Annotated in this window: 13 protein-coding genes; 6 read left to right on the top strand and 7 right to left on the bottom strand. The window is 69.7% G+C overall.

The annotated features are described in order from the left end of the window. Positions 1-31 precede the first annotated feature (31 nt). The gene (gene pabB / locus ABL312_RS20450) at positions 32-1,876 is read left to right on the top strand and encodes an aminodeoxychorismate synthase component I (RefSeq protein ID WP_349359241.1); all 1,845 of its coding nucleotides are present in this window, start codon (positions 32-34) and stop codon (positions 1,874-1,876) included. On the opposite strand, the gene ABL312_RS20445 is transcribed toward pabB, so the two are convergent. The 5 genes from ABL312_RS20445 to hemP all read right to left on the bottom strand — a co-directional run bounded on the left by ABL312_RS20445 (position 1,804) and on the right by hemP (position 7,887). Beyond that, complete coding sequence (locus tag ABL312_RS20445; RefSeq protein ID WP_349359240.1) at positions 1,804-2,682, bottom strand: nucleotidyltransferase family protein; 879 nt, start codon at positions 2,680-2,682, stop codon at positions 1,804-1,806. The genes pabB and ABL312_RS20445 overlap by 73 nt on opposite strands. A 119-nt stretch (positions 2,683-2,801) precedes the next feature. Beyond that, positions 2,802-5,222, bottom strand: a complete 2,421-nt coding sequence (gene pheT / locus ABL312_RS20440; RefSeq protein WP_349359239.1) for a phenylalanine--tRNA ligase subunit beta — start codon at positions 5,220-5,222, stop codon at positions 2,802-2,804. 125 nt (positions 5,223-5,347) lie between these two features. Further along, on the bottom strand, positions 5,348-6,031 hold the full coding sequence (locus tag ABL312_RS20435; RefSeq protein ID WP_349359238.1) for a phenylalanyl-tRNA synthetase subunit alpha: 684 nt from the start codon (positions 6,029-6,031) through the stop codon (positions 5,348-5,350). After that, positions 6,028-7,110 carry a phenylalanine--tRNA ligase subunit alpha gene (pheS, locus tag ABL312_RS20430; protein ID WP_349359237.1) on the bottom strand — a complete coding sequence of 361 codons (1,083 nt, stop codon included), beginning with the start codon at positions 7,108-7,110 and terminating at the stop codon, positions 6,028-6,030. Before pheS ends, ABL312_RS20435 begins: the two co-directional genes overlap by 4 nt. Before the next feature lie 552 nt (positions 7,111-7,662). Next, positions 7,663-7,887: a hemin uptake protein HemP gene (gene hemP, locus ABL312_RS20425; protein ID WP_349359236.1), complete on the bottom strand. Its 225-nt coding sequence runs from the start codon at positions 7,885-7,887 to the stop codon at positions 7,663-7,665. Between the two features lie 306 nt (positions 7,888-8,193). On the opposite strand from hemP, the gene ABL312_RS20420 reads away from it, so the two are divergent. From ABL312_RS20420 to ABL312_RS20405, 4 genes are all read left to right on the top strand, one after another. Beyond that, positions 8,194-9,519 carry a DUF2325 domain-containing protein gene (locus ABL312_RS20420; RefSeq protein WP_349359235.1) on the top strand — a complete coding sequence of 442 codons (1,326 nt, stop codon included), beginning with the start codon at positions 8,194-8,196 and terminating at the stop codon, positions 9,517-9,519. Continuing rightward, positions 9,504-9,818: an antibiotic biosynthesis monooxygenase gene (locus ABL312_RS20415; protein WP_349359234.1), complete on the top strand. Its 315-nt coding sequence runs from the start codon at positions 9,504-9,506 to the stop codon at positions 9,816-9,818. The genes ABL312_RS20420 and ABL312_RS20415 overlap by 16 nt, the downstream gene beginning before the upstream one ends. Positions 9,819-9,949: 131 nt before the next feature. Then, the gene (gene mtnA / locus ABL312_RS20410) at positions 9,950-11,050 is read left to right on the top strand and encodes an S-methyl-5-thioribose-1-phosphate isomerase (protein WP_349359233.1); all 1,101 of its coding nucleotides are present in this window, start codon (positions 9,950-9,952) and stop codon (positions 11,048-11,050) included. An 87-nt stretch (positions 11,051-11,137) separates the two neighbouring features. Beyond that, entirely contained in the window at positions 11,138-12,193 is a 1,056-nt protein-coding gene (locus ABL312_RS20405) for a dipeptidase (protein ID WP_349359232.1), read from the top strand. A 94-nt stretch (positions 12,194-12,287) separates the two neighbouring features. Here the strand turns inward: ABL312_RS20405 and ABL312_RS20400 are convergent, their stop codons facing one another. Next, positions 12,288-12,578, bottom strand: coding sequence for a hypothetical protein (locus ABL312_RS20400; protein ID WP_349359231.1), 291 nt, complete (start codon positions 12,576-12,578; stop codon positions 12,288-12,290). Positions 12,579-12,736: 158 nt separating this feature from the next. On the opposite strand from ABL312_RS20400, the gene ABL312_RS20395 reads away from it, so the two are divergent. Further along, the gene (locus tag ABL312_RS20395; RefSeq protein WP_349359230.1) at positions 12,737-13,558 is read left to right on the top strand and encodes an ion channel; all 822 of its coding nucleotides are present in this window, start codon (positions 12,737-12,739) and stop codon (positions 13,556-13,558) included. A gap of 34 nt (positions 13,559-13,592) precedes the next feature. On the opposite strand, the gene ABL312_RS20390 is transcribed toward ABL312_RS20395, so the two are convergent. Next, positions 13,593-14,732 (bottom strand): OpgC family protein, encoded by a 1,140-nt coding sequence (locus ABL312_RS20390; RefSeq protein WP_374730217.1) that lies wholly within the window; start codon positions 14,730-14,732, stop codon positions 13,593-13,595. Between the last annotated feature and the right edge of the window lie 54 nt (positions 14,733-14,786).

Below are 14,786 nucleotides of genomic sequence, written 5' to 3'. Positions count from 1 at the left end.
CCCGCGCCGCACAGCCCCGGGATCCGCCGCGATGCCCCGCGACCCCGCCCGCACCGCTTCTCCGCCCGATGGCCCCGGCACCGGTCCGGCCGCAGGCACGGTGGTTCTCTTCGACACCCATCGCGACACGGCGATGTGGTTCGAACGTCCCCGCGACGTGGTGACCGCGACACGGTTGGATGCGGTGGGCGATGCGCTCGCCGCCGCCGAGCGGGCGGTCGCCTCGGGCGCCCATGTGGCGGGCTATCTGGCCTATGAGGCGGGCTTCGCCTTCGAGGCCAAGCTGCGCGCCCGCTCACCCCGCCTCCCCGAGGTTCCGCTCGTCTGGTTCGGCCTCTACGACGCGCCCGAGACGCTCGACGTGCCAAGCGCGCTGGCCCGGCTCGCCCCGCGTGCCGAGGCCAAGGCGGCCGCCGCCGAGGTCGCGCGGTTCGACATGTCGGAGGCGGACTATCTGCGCGCCTTCGAGCGGGTGCGGGCGCATCTCGCGTGCGGCGACATCTATCAGGCCAATGTGACGCTGCGCGCGCGGGGGCACCTCGCCGGCACGCCGGCCGCACTCTTTCGCCGGCTCATGACCGCACAGCCCGTGGGCCATGCCGCCTTTCTGGCACTGGAGAAGCACAGCGTGCTGTCCCTGTCGCCGGAGCTCTTTCTGGAGCGCGAGGGCCCGCGCATCCGCACCCGGCCGATGAAGGGCACTGCGCCGCGCGGGAGCACGCCGCAGGAAGACCGCGAGGCGGCCGCCCTGCTGCGCGAGGACCCGAAGTCGCAGGCCGAAAACGTCATGATCGTCGACCTGATGCGCAACGACCTGTCGCGGATCGCGCGCGCCGGCAGCGTGACCGTGCCCACCCTCTTCGAGGTCGAGCCCTATCAGACCCTCTTCCAGATGACCTCGACGGTGGAGGCCGAGCTGGCCGCCGGCACCGGCTTCGCCGACGCCATGGCGCATCTCTTTCCCTGCGGCTCGATCACCGGCGCGCCGAAACTGCGGGCGATGGAGATCCTGCACGATCTGGAGACCTCCCCGCGCGGGCTCTACACCGGCGCCATCGGTCATCTCGCGCCGGGCGGCGATTTCCGCTTCAACGTGGCGATCCGCACGCTGGTCGCCGGGGCGGACGGGCGTTTCGAGGCCGGCGCCGGGTCCGGCGTCGTCTTCGACAGCGAGCCACGGCCGGAATATGCCGAAACCCGTCTGAAACTCGCCTTTCTGGACCGCCGACCGCCCGATTTCGCGCTGTTCGAGACGATGGCCTGGCACCGCCAAGAGGGCTATCTGCTGCTGGAGCGTCATCTCGCGCGGTTGGCGGCCAGTGCCGCGCGCCTCGGCTTCCTGATGCCGCGCCGGGCGATCGAGGCGATGCTTGCGGCCCGCGCGGAGACGTTTTCCGCGCCGCGCCGCGTGCGGCTGGAACTGGCCGCCGACGGCGCGTTCGAGATCGCCGACGTGGCGCTTTCCGCGACGCCAACCCACTGGCGGATCGGCGTGGCCCCGACGCCGGTCGATGCGCGCGATCCGCTGCTCGCCCACAAGACCACCCGTCGGCAGCTCTACGACGGAACGCGCAAGGCGATGGCCGCCGAACAGGGCTGCGACGAGGTCGTCTTCGTCAACGCAGACGGCTTCGTCACCGAAGGCAGTTTCACCAATGTCTTCGTGTCGAAAGGCGGTCGTCTGCTGACGCCGGCGCTGGCGCACGGCCTGCTGCCCGGCACGCTGCGCGCCGCGCTTCTGGAGACGGGACGCGCGCATGAAGCCGACCTGACGCTCGCCGATCTCGCAACCGCCGACCGGCTCTACTTCGGCAACTCGGTGCGCGGGCTGGTGGACAGCGTGATCCAGTCGCGTGCCGGATCCGCCGGGTCGTGAGATCCCGGCGGGGTCGGCGCGGGTGCGGGTGACGTCGGTGCCGACGGGGCGGTCGCTCCGGGCGCGTCGCCGGCGTCTTTGGCCGGGGTATCGCCCCCGGCGGTCTCCCCGGCCTCGAGCGCGCCGTCCCGGCCCGCCGTCGCGTGCGGCCAGGGCAGGATCTCGATCTCCGGCCAGGTCGCCTTCATCCTGAGCGCCTTTTCGGTGTAGGTGGCGGAATTGTCGAGGACCGGATTGGGCACCAGCCGCATGGCGAAGACGTCCGCCAATCCGAAGGGCGCGGCGATGCTCAGCCGGTTGTCCGCCTCCAGACGCACACCGACGGCATGGGTGCGCGCGGCGTAATAGAGCAGGGCCTCGTCGGTGCAGGCGAGCCGGGGATAGGGCTGGCCGAAGCGCGCCTCGTACCAGCGGTGCACACGCGCCTGATTGCGCACCTCGACCGGCGGCTCGACCCCCGCCATGACGGCCCCGGCCCGCGCAATCGCCGCGTCCTCGGCCTCATAGCCAAGATCGCCGCCGTCGAAATAGACGAGGTCGATGTCCTTGATCCCGTGCCCGGAAGGGCGGCCGGTCAGCGCGTTCCACACGCTTTGATAGACCGCGCCGCTGACGAGCCGCCAATCGGGAAGGGCCAGACACCGGGCGGCGCGCAGCACGGGCATCAGCAGCGGATCGGTGCGGATCAGGAGTTCCAGAACCCGCCGCCGGTCGTCCTCGCTCGTCAGCGAGGGATCGCCAAGCGTCGTGCGCCCGAAGGCGAACCCGCTCTGAAGGTCGGCGACGGCCCTCGGTTTCGGGGTCATCGGGCTTTCGGGGTCATGACGATCCCTCCGCAAGCGGTGGCCGCACGGCGGCCGAAGACACGGGAGGTGCCGATCCCGGCAACTCCCGCCCCCCGGCCGCCATGAAAGCGCGAAACGGCCTAGCCGCGCAAGCTGCCGCCGGTCGCCTTTTCCACCGCCGCGCGGATCTTGGCCGCCACCGCGTCGATTTCCTCGTCGGTGAGCGTCTTGTCGCGCGGTTGAAGCGTCACGTCGATGGCAAGCGACTTCTGCCCCTCGCCAATCCCTGTGCCGCGATAGACATCGAACAGCGTCACGTCCGTGATCAGCTTCTTGTCCGCCCCGCGCGCCGCCTTGAGCAGCTTGTCGGCGCTCACGCCCTCGTCGACCACGAAGGCGAAGTCGCGGCGCACCGGCATCAGGTCGCTGACGTCGAAGGCGCCCTTGGACCGGCCGGCCTTCGCCTTCGGCTCCGGCACCGCATCGAGATAGACCTCGAAGGCGACCATCGGACCGTCGAGATCGAGCGCGCGCAGGGTGCGCGGGTGCAGCTCGCCGAAGCGCGCCAGCACCGTCTTCGGCCCCAGACGCAACTCGCCGGAGCGGCCCGGATGCAGCCAGTCCGGCGCCTCGGCGAAGACCATCAGCTTGTCGACCGGCGCGCCGATCGCCGCCAGAACGGCTTCCGCGTCGGCCTTGGCATCGAACACCGAGACGGGCTGCGCGTTGCCGGTCCAGTGCCGGTCGGCACCGGCGAGACCGGCCGTGCCGCGCCGCACGCCGGCGGCCACCATGCTCTGCCCCTTCGGCGTGTCGTCGGCGAAGACCTGCCCCACCTCGAACTGCGCGCTGTCGGGAAAGCCGCGGTCGGCATTGCGCTGCGCGGCCGCCGCCAGCCCCGGCACGAGGCTCGGGCGCATGTCGGACAGCTCCGGCGAGATCGGATTGGCCAGTTCCAGCACGCGCGCACCGCCGCCGAAGGCCTCCGCCTGCGCCTTGGAGATGAAGGACCAGGTCACGGCTTCCTTCATGCCGCGCACGGCGAGCGTGCGCCGGGCCTGCGAGCGGCGCGACTGCGACACCGTCAGCATCTTGCCGGCGACATGCCGGTTGCGCGGCAGGGGCACGGAGGCGATCTCGTCGAGCCCGACGATGCGCACCACCTCTTCCACCAGATCGGCCTTGCCGTGAACGTCCGGCCGCCAGGACGGGGGCGCGACCTTGGCCGTCTCGCCGGTGCCGGCGACCCAGAAGCCGAGCCGGGAGAGCACGCCCCGGATCTCCGGCGGCGACAGGTCCAGACCGGACAGGCGCTTCACCTCCGACATCGGCAGGTCGATGGTGCGGTCGGTGTCGGGGATCGCGCCCGCGAGCGTCATCTCGCTGGCGCTGCCACCGCACAGGTCGATCACCATCCGGGTCGCGAGATCGAGGCCCGGCACGCAGAACTGCGGGTCGACGCCGCGCTCGAAGCGATAGCGCGCATCGGTGTTGATGCCGAGCGCGCGGCCCGTGCGGGCGATGTTGGTCTCGTCCCACAGCGCCGACTCGATCAGCACGTCGGTGGTCTCTTCGGTGCAGCCGGAATGCTCGCCGCCCATGATGCCGGCGATGGATTCCACACCGGTGTCATCGGCGATCACGCACATCGTGTCGTCGAAGCCGTAGGTCCTGCCGTCGAGGCCGAGCAACTCCTCGCCCTTGCGGCCCCGGCGCACCACGAGATCGCCCTTGACCTTGGCCGCGTCGAAGACGTGCAGCGGACGCCCGCGGTCGAAGGTGATGTAATTGGTGATGTCGACCAGCGCGTTGATCGGGCGCAGGCCGATGGCCACCAGGCGCTTCTGCATCCACTCCGGCGACGGGCCGTTTTTCACGCCGCGCACCAGCCGCAGCGCGAAGGCGGGACACAGCGAGGGCGTGTCGCCGAAGTCGAGCGTGACCCCGACCGGACAGGCGCCCTCGCCGGCGACGGCCGCGGGGCGATTTTCCTTCAGCTTGCCGAGGCCGGCGGCGGCAAGATCGCGGGCAATGCCGGAAACGCCCGCGCAATCGGGCCGGTTCGGCGTCAGGCCGATCTCGATCACCGGGTCGTCGAGGCCCGCGTAGTCGGCGAAGGAGGCACCGACCGGCGCGTCCTCGGGCAGGTCGATGATGCCGCTGTGCGCGTCGGAGAGCTCCAGCTCGCGCTCCGAGCACATCATGCCGAAGCTTTCCACGTCGCGGATCTTGCCGACCGACAACGTCACGTCGATGCCCGGCACATAGTCGCCGGGCCGCGCCAGAACGCCGACGAGCCCGGCCCGCGCATTGGGCGCGCCGCAGACGATCTGCAGCGGCTCGCCGCCGTCGCCGGCATCGACGCTCAAGACCTTCAGCCGGTCGGCGTTGGGATGCGGACGCGCGTCGATCACGCGCGCGATGGTGAAGGCCGTCAGCCGCTCGGCCGGATTGCTGACCTCCTCGACCTCGAGGCCGATCCGCGTCAGCGTCTCGACGATCTCGTCCAGACCGGCATCGGTTTCCAGGTGATCCTTGAGCCAGGACAGGGTGAATTTCATGGCATCGGTCTCTCGTGGTTCGCTCCGGCCCGGTGGACGGGGGAGCGGGCATTCAGATCCTAAGGGCGGGTCCAGCGGGCGGTCCCAAAGCGCGGGTCCAGCGGGCCGGCCTCGCGCCATCGCGCTCAGTCGGAGGGTTGGAACCGGTCCAGGTCCGGGATCGGCGAGGAGCTTCCATAATTCCGGGCGAAGCGCAGGCCGATCTCGTGCAGGCGGTCGTTCCAGCGCCGCAGCAGCGCGGCATCGATCTCGCCGCCGCTGGCGATGACCTGCGCCGCTTCCGTCTCGATCTGGTCGCGCAACAGCCCCAGTTCCAGCATCGCCGCGTCCTCGGCCCGGTACTTCTCCAGCCAGCCCATGGTCATCGTGGCGATGATCACCAGAAGCGCGGCCGTCGCGGTCGCCGACGACCATTTGGCGATGCCCGTGATGCGCCTCTCGCTGACCACCAGGATCATCGTCGCGATCGACAGGAAGGCGACGATGGCCACCGCCGTCAGGAAGCTCTCGTAGTTCTCCGCCGCACTGGCTTCCTGGCTGGCGCGCAGGCTGGTGATGCGGTCGCGCAGATAGAGCACCGGATCGGCCGCCGGACCGAGCGCGTCGCGAAAGTAGTCGTCGCAATAGCGCAGCCGTCCGCGCTCCGCGCTCTTTTCCGCACAGACCTCGAGGAAGGACTGCGGCTGGGCCGGTGTCTGGGCGACGGCCGAGGGCGCGCCCGGCACCGCCAGCAGCGCGAGCAGAAGCGCCCCCAGCAGCACCGCGAGGCCGGACAGCCGCCGGCCCGTGTACGTCGGCCTTGCGCTCATCGCGACAGTCCCCCGAACAGCGTCGGCAGGTCGAGCGGGCGGAAGCCGTAATGCTCGATCCAGCGCACATCGGCGTCGAAGAAGGCGCGCAGGTCCGGCATGCCGTATTTCAGCATGGCGATGCGGTCGATACCCATGCCCCAGGCGAAGCCCTGATAGACGTCCGGGTCGAGCCCACAGTTGCGGATGACGTTGGGATGCACCATGCCGCAGCCGAGGATCTCCAGCCAGTCGTCGCCCTCGCCGATCTTCACCTCGTTGCCGGAGCGGTCGCAGCCGATGTCGACCTCCATCGATGGCTCGGTGAAGGGGAAGAACGACGGGCGGAAGCGCATCTTGATCTCGTCGACCTCGAAGAAGGCCTTGCAGAATTCCTCGAGAATCCACTTCAGATGGCCGATGTGGCTGCCGGTGTCGATCACCAGCCCCTCGACCTGATGGAACATCGGCGTGTGGGTCTGGTCGCTGTCGCAGCGATAGGTGCGGCCCGGCGTGATCACCCGGATCGGCGGCTTCTGGTCCATCATCGCGCGGATCTGCACCGGCGAGGTATGCGTGCGCAGCAGCATGCGCTCGCCGTCGTCCTTCGCGTGCAGGAAGAACGTGTCGTGCATGTCGCGCGCCGGGTGATCCTCGGGGAAGTTCAGCGCCGTGAAATTGAGATAATCCGTCTCGATGTCCGGGCCTTCTGCGATGGAAAAGCCCATGTCGGCGAAGATCGCGGTGAGTTCGTCGATCACCTGGCTGACCGGGTGGATGCGGCCGGTGATCGAGGGCGCGGGGCGCAGCGGCAGCGTCACGTCGACGCGCTCCGCCTCCAGCCGCGCGTTGAGGGCGGCCTCCTGCAGCACCGCCTTGCGGGCCGCGATGGCCTCGCCGACGCGCGTCTTCAGGCCGTTGATCGCCGGGCCCATCTCGCGGCGCTCCTCGGGAGAGAGCTTGCCGAGCGTCTTGAGCTTCTCGGAGATCGAGCCCTTCTTGCCGAGCGCGGCAACGCGCACCTCGTCGAGTTCCGGTTCGGTGGCGGCCGCGTCGATGGCCGCGAGGATCTCGGATTCCAGGGTTTCGAGTTCGGACATGGTACCGTCGCGCTTTTGCGGCGCGCGGCCGGTCGGTCGGCGGCACACCGCGGGGAAGGATCTTGAGGCTCGCAAAAGCCGGGTTCTTTTAGCAGGTTTTCCGCCGGTTTCCAGTCACCGGCCACGCCGGAAGGTCGGCCGGACGGCGGGTCGGACGGCGCGGGGACGGCAGCGCCCGGCGGGCCATGGGGCGACCTCGGATCGCCCGCCCCTAGGCGGCTCTGGCACGGCCGGCCAACGGCCGTCGTGTCAGCGGGTAAATCGTCCGCAGGCCGGGCCTTGCGCGCGCACACGGGCACGCGCGGACGCTCCCGGGCGGGCCGCGGCGGCGGCGGTCATCATATGGTTCGACGGCTCGGTCATGGCCTGATGCGACGCCTGCGGTGACGGCCCCGCGTCACGATGCGCGTGGACGAGGCTTGCGTGAGGTAGGCCCGACCGGTGAGCCGATCGGGGCCTGGGATGGCGCGCGAGGGCCGGCGACGGCCACGGCACGCTCCTGTTTCATGGCAGATCGCGCGCGCCAAGACAAGAGTGCGGCCGGCGGGACACTCACTTGGTCAGCAGCAGCTTCTCGAAACGCGTGATCGACAGGCGGTAGACGCTGTCCTTGTGCCGGATCAGCACTTCGCGCGCGCCCTGGAACAACGCCGTGCTGTCGAGTTCGAGCGGCTCGGGCTCCGCCGCACGCGTCGCGTCCTTCGGGAGATGAAGCCGGGGACGACCGGCCGGGCGGCGCGGGGAGCGGACGGGGCGGGAGAAGGACGCTTCGGACATGGGTCGGACCTCGTGTATGGCGAAGGTGACAAACGGCGCGCGGGGCGCCGGCGGATTGCCGGATTTATCTTGACTCGATTACTCAAGTTTTATACCCAAGGCAATGCCCGTCAACGCCGTCGCTGTGCCCCGACGGTCGGCGGGCGTGGTCCAAGCGCCAGCAAGCCACGCCGGTAACTCCCTCATCGGCCAGCGAGCCACGCCTTGCTGTCCAGCGGTCTCCCGACCGCGCGGGCGGTGTCTTCCAAGCGGCACCGCCCGCGCCCGGGGCCCGCCGGGCTTTCCACGATCTTCGATGAGGTTCCCATGTGCGCCCGCTCCCACACCCTGACCGACGCGATCCGTTCGGCCATCGCGGAGCAGGCGCGCCCCGAGGACCCGGCGCCGCCCGCCGAGCCGGCGCGCCGGCGCATCGCGTTGTGGGAACAGACCGACAGCGTCCACTGCTCGCTGCTCGGCACCTGCGCAAGCGTCGGCGATCTGCGGCGGGTCGCCCGCCGTGTCGGCCTCGAGGTGGCCGACGGCACGCCGGATTACGACGTGCACGGCCATTTCGTCCGGATGTCGACCACCGACACTCCGTTCTCCCGCGCCTTCCAGAAGCTGCTCGACCAGCGCTTCGAAGGCGCCTTGCGCAAGGTTGCGCGCCGGCGCTGCGACAGCGCGCTCGCCGATCTGTGGACCGAAATGTGCGACCGGGGTCAGGTGGCCGGCGCCTATTGGGCTTTCATGACCAGTACGCATGTGCCCGCCGCGCTGCGCGTGCGGATCTTCGGCGAGGTGCATATGTGGTCGCATCTGGCCGGAGCGTCCTTCCGGCAGAAAACCGTGGAAAACGCCACGCTTCACGACCGGCTGCAGGCGCATGAGGAGCGCGCCCGACGGATCGAGAGCGGATTGCGCGACGCGCTTGCCGAGCGCGACCGGGACATCGCCCGCCTTCGGGCGCAGATCGTGGCGCTGCGCGGCCAACGTCCGAGCCGGGACACGACCGAGGAGACCGGCGCATCCGCGCGCGACGCCGCCGCGCTTCGCCGCCGTCTCGCCAAGGCGCAGCGCGCCGTCGCCTCGGCCCGGGCCCGCGCCCGCATGGCGGAAGGCCGCCTCGCGGAGCTTGAGCGACGGCCCGTGCGGGAGAACCACGCGGCCACCCCGTCCGCGCCCGCCCCTTCCGCGCCCACGCCCGATGGCGAAAACGCTCCGGAGCCCGCGCTACAGGTGCCCCGCACCGTGCTCTATGTCGGCGGGCTCAATGCCCAGCGCGCCCGTCTCGGCCGCATTGCCGCGCGCTTCAACGCCACGGTCCTGCATCATGACGGCGGCGTGGAGGACGCGCCGCAGCGCCTCGACCGGCTGCTGCCCTCCGTCGATTGCGTCTTTTGTCCGGTGAGTTGCGTGAGCCACGACGCGTGCCTGCGCGCCAAACGCGGCTGCCACAAGCTCAACAAACCCTTCGTGCCGTTGCGCAGCGCCGGCCAGGGCGCCTTTCAGCGCGCCTTGCGCGACCTTGTCGCGGCGCGGGAGAAAGACCAGATACCGCACGACAGTCACGCAGACGACGCTCGAACGGGCGACACGCCTTCGCACGACGGGCACACGCAGGGGGAGACACATCCATGTACATCGCCATGAACCGGTTTCGCGTGAAGCCCGGCAGCGAGGAGGCCTTCGAAACGGTCTGGCGCAACCGCGAACGCAAGCTCGCCGACGTGGAGGGCTTCGTGGAGTTCCATCTGCTGCGCGGCCCCAGCGGCGAGGAGCACACGCTCTTCGCCTCGCACACGATCTGGGAGAGCGAGGCGGCCTTCATCGCCTGGACCAAGAGCCAGGCGTTCCGCGACGCGCACAAGAATGCCGGCGACAACAAGCCGCTCTATCTCGGCCCGCCGGAGTTCGAGGGCTTCACCGTGGTGCTCGCCGAACGCGCCTGAGCGGCTCGCCCGTGTGAACCGCCAGTGCGCGTGAACCGCCTGTGCAAGCGGGCAGCCCGGGCGGTTCCGCCGCGCCCCCCGGGCGTGATACGCTCAGGCCAAGTGACCGCAACCGGAGCGAGACCTTCCCCATGAAGATCGACGGAACGCCCTATCGCGCCATCTGGCCGAGCGCCGACGGCGCGGCCGCCGGCATCATCGACCAGACGCGCCTGCCGCACGAATTCGTGACGGTGGAGCTGCGCAGTCTGGAGGACGCGGCGACCGCGATCCGCGACATGTGGGTGCGCGGCGCCCCGCTGATCGGGGCGACGGCGGCCTACGGGCTGGCGCTCGCCATGCGGCGCGATCCCGGCGACGCGGCCCTTGCCGACGCCTACGACCGGCTGATCGCCACGCGCCCGACCGCCATCAACCTGAAATGGGCGCTCGATGCCGCCCGCGCCCGCCTCGCGCCGCTGGAGCCGTCGGCGCGCGCGGAGGCCGCCTGGGCGTTCGCCGGCACCCTGTGCGACGAGGATGTCGCGGTCAATCACGCCATCGGCCGGCACGGGCTGGATCTGATCCGCGAGATCGCCGCCGGCAAGGCGCCCGGCGCGCCGGTCAACGTGCTCACCCATTGCAACGCCGGCTGGATCGCCACCGTCGACTGGGGCACGGCGACCTCGCCGATCTATCAGGCGCATGACGCCGGCATTCCCGTGCATGTCTATGTCGACGAAACGCGCCCGCGCAATCAGGGCGCCAGCCTCACCGCCTGGGAGCTTGGCAAGCACGGCGTCCCGCACACGCTGATCGTGGACAATGCCGGCGGTCATCTGATGCAGCACGGCAAGGTCGATCTGGTCATCACCGGCACCGACCGCACCACGGCGCGCGGCGATGTGTGCAACAAGATCGGCACCTATCTGAAGGCGCTCGCGGCCAGGGACAACGGCGTGCCCTTCTATGTCGCGCTGCCGTCCTCCACCATCGACTGGAGCGTGCAGGACGGGGTGAGGGAAATCCCGATCGAGGAACGCGGCGCGGAGGAAGTCATCTGGCTCCAGGGCCGGCGCGCCGACGGAACCCTCGACAAGGTGCTGATCTGCCCGCCCGAGACGCCGGCCGCCAATCCGGCCTTCGACGTGACCCCGGCGCGGCTCGTCACCGGGCTGATCACCGAACGCGGGATCTGCGACGCGAGTGCCGAAGGTCTTGCCGGACTCTTTCCCGAGCGCGCGGTGGCCTGACAGCCGGCGCCGGAGCGCACCGGCCTCTTGCGCGAGACGCTGTGCGGCGGCAACACTTTCGCGCATCCGTTTCGTCAGGAGCCCCGAATGCCCCCTTCCCGCGTTCCCGTTTTCGACGGGCACAATGACACGCTCTTGAAACTCGAACTCGGCGAGGGAACGGCGCGGGCCCGCTCCTTCTTCGACCGCGCCCGGCGCGATCACATCGACCTGCCGCGCGCCCGCGAGGGCGGCTTCGCCGGCGGGCTCTTCGCCATGTTCGTGCCCTCTCAGGCCGATTTCGATCTCAACAGCCGCTACGACCCGAACGATCCGGCGCATTTCGCGCCCGTCGAGCAGCCCCGCGCGCTCGCCATGACCCTGCGCATGGCCGCCCGCGCGCGGCGGATCGAGCGCGCCTCGGACGGCGCCGTGGCGATCTGCCGGAGTGTTTCGGAGATCCGCGCGGCGATGGCGCGCGACGCGCTCGCCCTGGTGCTGCACATCGAGGGCGCGGAGGCGATCGACCCCGATTTCACCGCGCTGGAGGTGCTGCACGCCGCCGGCCTGCGCTCGCTTGGGCCCGTGTGGAGCCGCGACAATATCTTCGGCCACGGCGTGCCGATGGCCTTTCCCTCGGGGCCGGACCTCGGGCCCGGGCTCACCGACGCCGGCAAGGCGCTGGTGCGCGCCTGCAACGGGCTGAAGATCCTCGTCGATCTGTCGCACATCACGGAAAAGGGCTTCTGGGACGTGGCGGCCACGACGGAGGCGCCGCTGGTGGCGAGCCACTCCAACGCCCATGCACTGTGCGCCTCGGCACGCAACCTGACCGACCGCCAGCTCGACGCCATCGCCGAGAGCGGCGGGCTCGTCGGGCTCAACTTCCACACCGCCTTCCTGCGCGAGGACGGGCGGGACCGCAGCGACACGCCGCTGGAGACCATGGTGCGCCATCTCGACCATCTGCTTGCCCGGCTCGGCGAGGACGGCGTGGCGCTCGGCTCGGATTTCGACGGGTGTCTGGTGCCCCGGGCCATCGGCGACGTCGCCGGCCTGCCGCATCTGATCGAGGCGATGCGCGCGGCCGGCTACGGCGAGGCGCTGATCGAGAAGATCGCCTGGCGCAACTGGCTCTCGGTGCTGGAGCGCACCTGGTCCTGAGGTTCGGCGCCCGGCCCGCCCGCGCGTTTCCGCGGCCAGGAGGCCCCGCCGGCGCGTTGCGCGGCTAGGAGGCGACGTCCGGCGCGTTGCGCGGCTAGGAAGCGACGTCCGGCGCCTCGGCCTCGATGCGTTCTTCCAGATAGTGGGCGATGCTCGTCGCCACCGCATGCAGCCGGCGCAACTCCGCCTCGCGCCGCGTGGTGGCCAGCACCTCGCTCGGCCGGCTGCTGCGCGCCCCGTTGCCGAAGCGGCCCGCCCCGCGGACGATGAAGCGGTAGGGCGCCCCGTCCGGCGATTTCGGCGTGTAGAGAATATCGCCGACATGCTGTTCGGCGAAGCGCAGGGAATCGTCCAGCGTGGGAAGGGCGGTCTCGAATCGGGTCATGCGGTGTCCCTGCTCCAAACGTGCCGGCCGCCCCGCATCGGACGGTCCTGAAATGGTTAACAAAAAGTTTGCGCCGATTCGCTCCGGAATCAAATGCCCGGCCGCGCGATGGAAATTGCGCGATTGACCTTGCGCCGGCGCTGCGCTCTTGTCCCCCCATGACGCGCGATGCCGACACAGCGGACGAGGCTCCGTCCCCCACCCTCCTGCAGGCGTTTCGCGCCCGCGTGCGGCGGCTCTACTACGGCATGACGCCGGGCGCGCGGGCCTGGCGGATCGCCCTGCTGTGCTTCGACGTCGCCACGATCGTCTATTTCATCGTGTCGTCGATGCTCGAGCCGGATCGCATCGACCACAGGCTCGACTACGCCATCGCGGCGGTGCTGAGCCTCGATTACGTGCTGCGCCTGTTCGCCGCCCATCGACCGCTGCGGATGGTGTTCGAATTCACCAATATCGCGGATCTGATCGTCATCTTCTCGCTGTTCGCCAGCGCGCTGGTGGAAAACCTCGCCTTCCTGCGGGTGGTGCGCATGCTGCGGCTGCTGCGCTCCTATCACCTGCTGAAGGAGCTCCGCGACATGTCGTTCTTCTTCCGGCGCAACGAGGAGATCATCCAGTCGGCCATCAACCTGATGGTCTTCGTCTTCGTCGTCACCGCGATCGTCTATGTGACCGAAGGGCATCGCAACCCGTCGATCAACACCTATCTCGACGCGCTCTATTTCACCGTGACGACGCTGACGACGACCGGCTTCGGCGACATCACGATGACCGACAGCTTCGGCCGGCTGCTGACCGTGGTGATCATGATCTTCGGCGTCGGCCTGTTCCTGCGGCTCGTGCAGACGATCTTCCGCCCGCAGAAGGTGAGCTACCGCTGTCCCGACTGCGGGCTGTCGAAACACGACACCGACGCCGTCCACTGCAAGCACTGCGGCCGCACGATCAAGATCCCGACCGAGGGCGAATGGGCCTGAGATCTCCGCTGCCGCGCGAAACCGCGCGCGAGGATCAGCCGCGCCCGGCGGGCTCCTTTACCCGGGCCTGCTGCGACGCGGGCGCGCGGCGCTTCCACGGCGTGCTCTTGAACCAGCCGACGGTATAGGCGACCGCGATCAGCGCGGCGAACCCGCCGAGGTTGGCCAGCGCCTCGAGAAACATGTCGCCGCGCCCCCATACCATGTCGCGCAGGATGCCGACGGCCTGGGCGATCACCAGGCTCGCCAGGAACACGGCGAGCGACTGCTGCCCGACCTTCTGCACCACGCGCACGACCGAGCCCCAGAGATTGTCGACCACGAGATAGCGCCCCTGCGCGCCGACCGCGATCCAGGCGAGATAGGCGAGCGCCAGAAAGTGGACGTAGCGCAGGATGCCGAAATGGGTCTTGTCCCACAGCGGGCGGATCGCCTCGCGCGCCCGCTCCAGCGTCTCGAACTCGAGATAGAGGCGGAAATAGGCGAAGGGCACCGACACGAGCACGATGAGGGCGGCGACCACGATCAGGTCGCGGCGCACGGGCGGGGCCGGGATCCAGCCCTTCATCAGCGCGAACCCGGTGAAGAAGACGAGCTGCCAGGCGAAGGGATTGAAGAACCAGGGACGCTGCGACCAAGGTTCGGCCGGCAGGTCGAGCAGCCCGAAGGTGGCCGCGAGCCAGAGCCCGGCCATCGCCGCGAAGACCGCCCGCCGGTCGACGCGCGCCAGCGCCATCATCACCGGCAGGAGCACCAGGATGACGATATACATCGGCAGAATGTCGAAATAGTTGGGCACATAGGTGAGCGTCAGCAGGGCCGGCAGGGTCTGCTCGGTCTTCTCGAAGAAATGCCAGAGGTTGAGCGAGGTCACATAGTCCTGCGTCAGCCCGCAACAGGCCTCCAGATAGCCGCTGCGCTGCACGGCGACGAGGGCGGCGGCGAGCAGCAGGAACTGGCAGATATGAGCCCAGTAGACCTGCCACACACGGTGGCTCACCCGGGCCGCGCCCATGGCCCAGCCGCGCTCCTCGAACACCTTGCCGAAGGCGATCGCCGAGGCCATGCCGGAGCAGAAGACGAACATTTCCGTCGCATCGGAAAAGCCGAAACGGGCCGGAATCCAGAGCGTCCAAGTGTTGTTCGGCAAATGCGCCACGAAAATGATGAACATGCCGATGCCGCGAAAGAAATCGAGACGCGGATCCCGGGGGCGGGCGGGCGGCGA

The organism is Stappia sp., assembly GCF_040110915.1.
Classification (GTDB): domain Bacteria; phylum Pseudomonadota; class Alphaproteobacteria; order Rhizobiales; family Stappiaceae; genus Stappia.
The sequence above is the reverse complement of the archived record's forward strand: the minus strand, read 5'-3'. Positions and strand labels throughout refer to the sequence as shown.

What these genes read in the sequence shown, in the direction of transcription:
- pabB (WP_349359241.1), top strand. Translation starts at nt 32, where the DNA reads ATGCCCCGCGACCCCGCCCGCACCGCTTCTCCGCCCGATGGCCCCGGC.
- ABL312_RS20445 (WP_349359240.1), bottom strand. Translation starts at nt 2,682, where the DNA reads ATGACCCCGAAACCGAGGGCCGTCGCCGACCTTCAGAGCGGGTTCGCC.
- pheT (WP_349359239.1), bottom strand. Translation starts at nt 5,222, where the DNA reads ATGAAATTCACCCTGTCCTGGCTCAAGGATCACCTGGAAACCGATGCC.
- ABL312_RS20435 (WP_349359238.1), bottom strand. Translation starts at nt 6,031, where the DNA reads ATGAGCGCAAGGCCGACGTACACGGGCCGGCGGCTGTCCGGCCTCGCG.
- pheS (WP_349359237.1), bottom strand. Translation starts at nt 7,110, where the DNA reads ATGTCCGAACTCGAAACCCTGGAATCCGAGATCCTCGCGGCCATCGAC.
- hemP (WP_349359236.1), bottom strand. Translation starts at nt 7,887, where the DNA reads ATGTCCGAAGCGTCCTTCTCCCGCCCCGTCCGCTCCCCGCGCCGCCCG.
- ABL312_RS20420 (WP_349359235.1), top strand. Translation starts at nt 8,194, where the DNA reads ATGTGCGCCCGCTCCCACACCCTGACCGACGCGATCCGTTCGGCCATC.
- ABL312_RS20415 (WP_349359234.1), top strand. Translation starts at nt 9,504, where the DNA reads ATGTACATCGCCATGAACCGGTTTCGCGTGAAGCCCGGCAGCGAGGAG.
- mtnA (WP_349359233.1), top strand. Translation starts at nt 9,950, where the DNA reads ATGAAGATCGACGGAACGCCCTATCGCGCCATCTGGCCGAGCGCCGAC.
- ABL312_RS20405 (WP_349359232.1), top strand. Translation starts at nt 11,138, where the DNA reads ATGCCCCCTTCCCGCGTTCCCGTTTTCGACGGGCACAATGACACGCTC.
- ABL312_RS20400 (WP_349359231.1), bottom strand. Translation starts at nt 12,578, where the DNA reads ATGACCCGATTCGAGACCGCCCTTCCCACGCTGGACGATTCCCTGCGC.
- ABL312_RS20395 (WP_349359230.1), top strand. Translation starts at nt 12,737, where the DNA reads ATGACGCGCGATGCCGACACAGCGGACGAGGCTCCGTCCCCCACCCTC.
- ABL312_RS20390 (WP_374730217.1), bottom strand. Translation starts at nt 14,732, where the DNA reads ATGTTCATCATTTTCGTGGCGCATTTGCCGAACAACACTTGGACGCTC.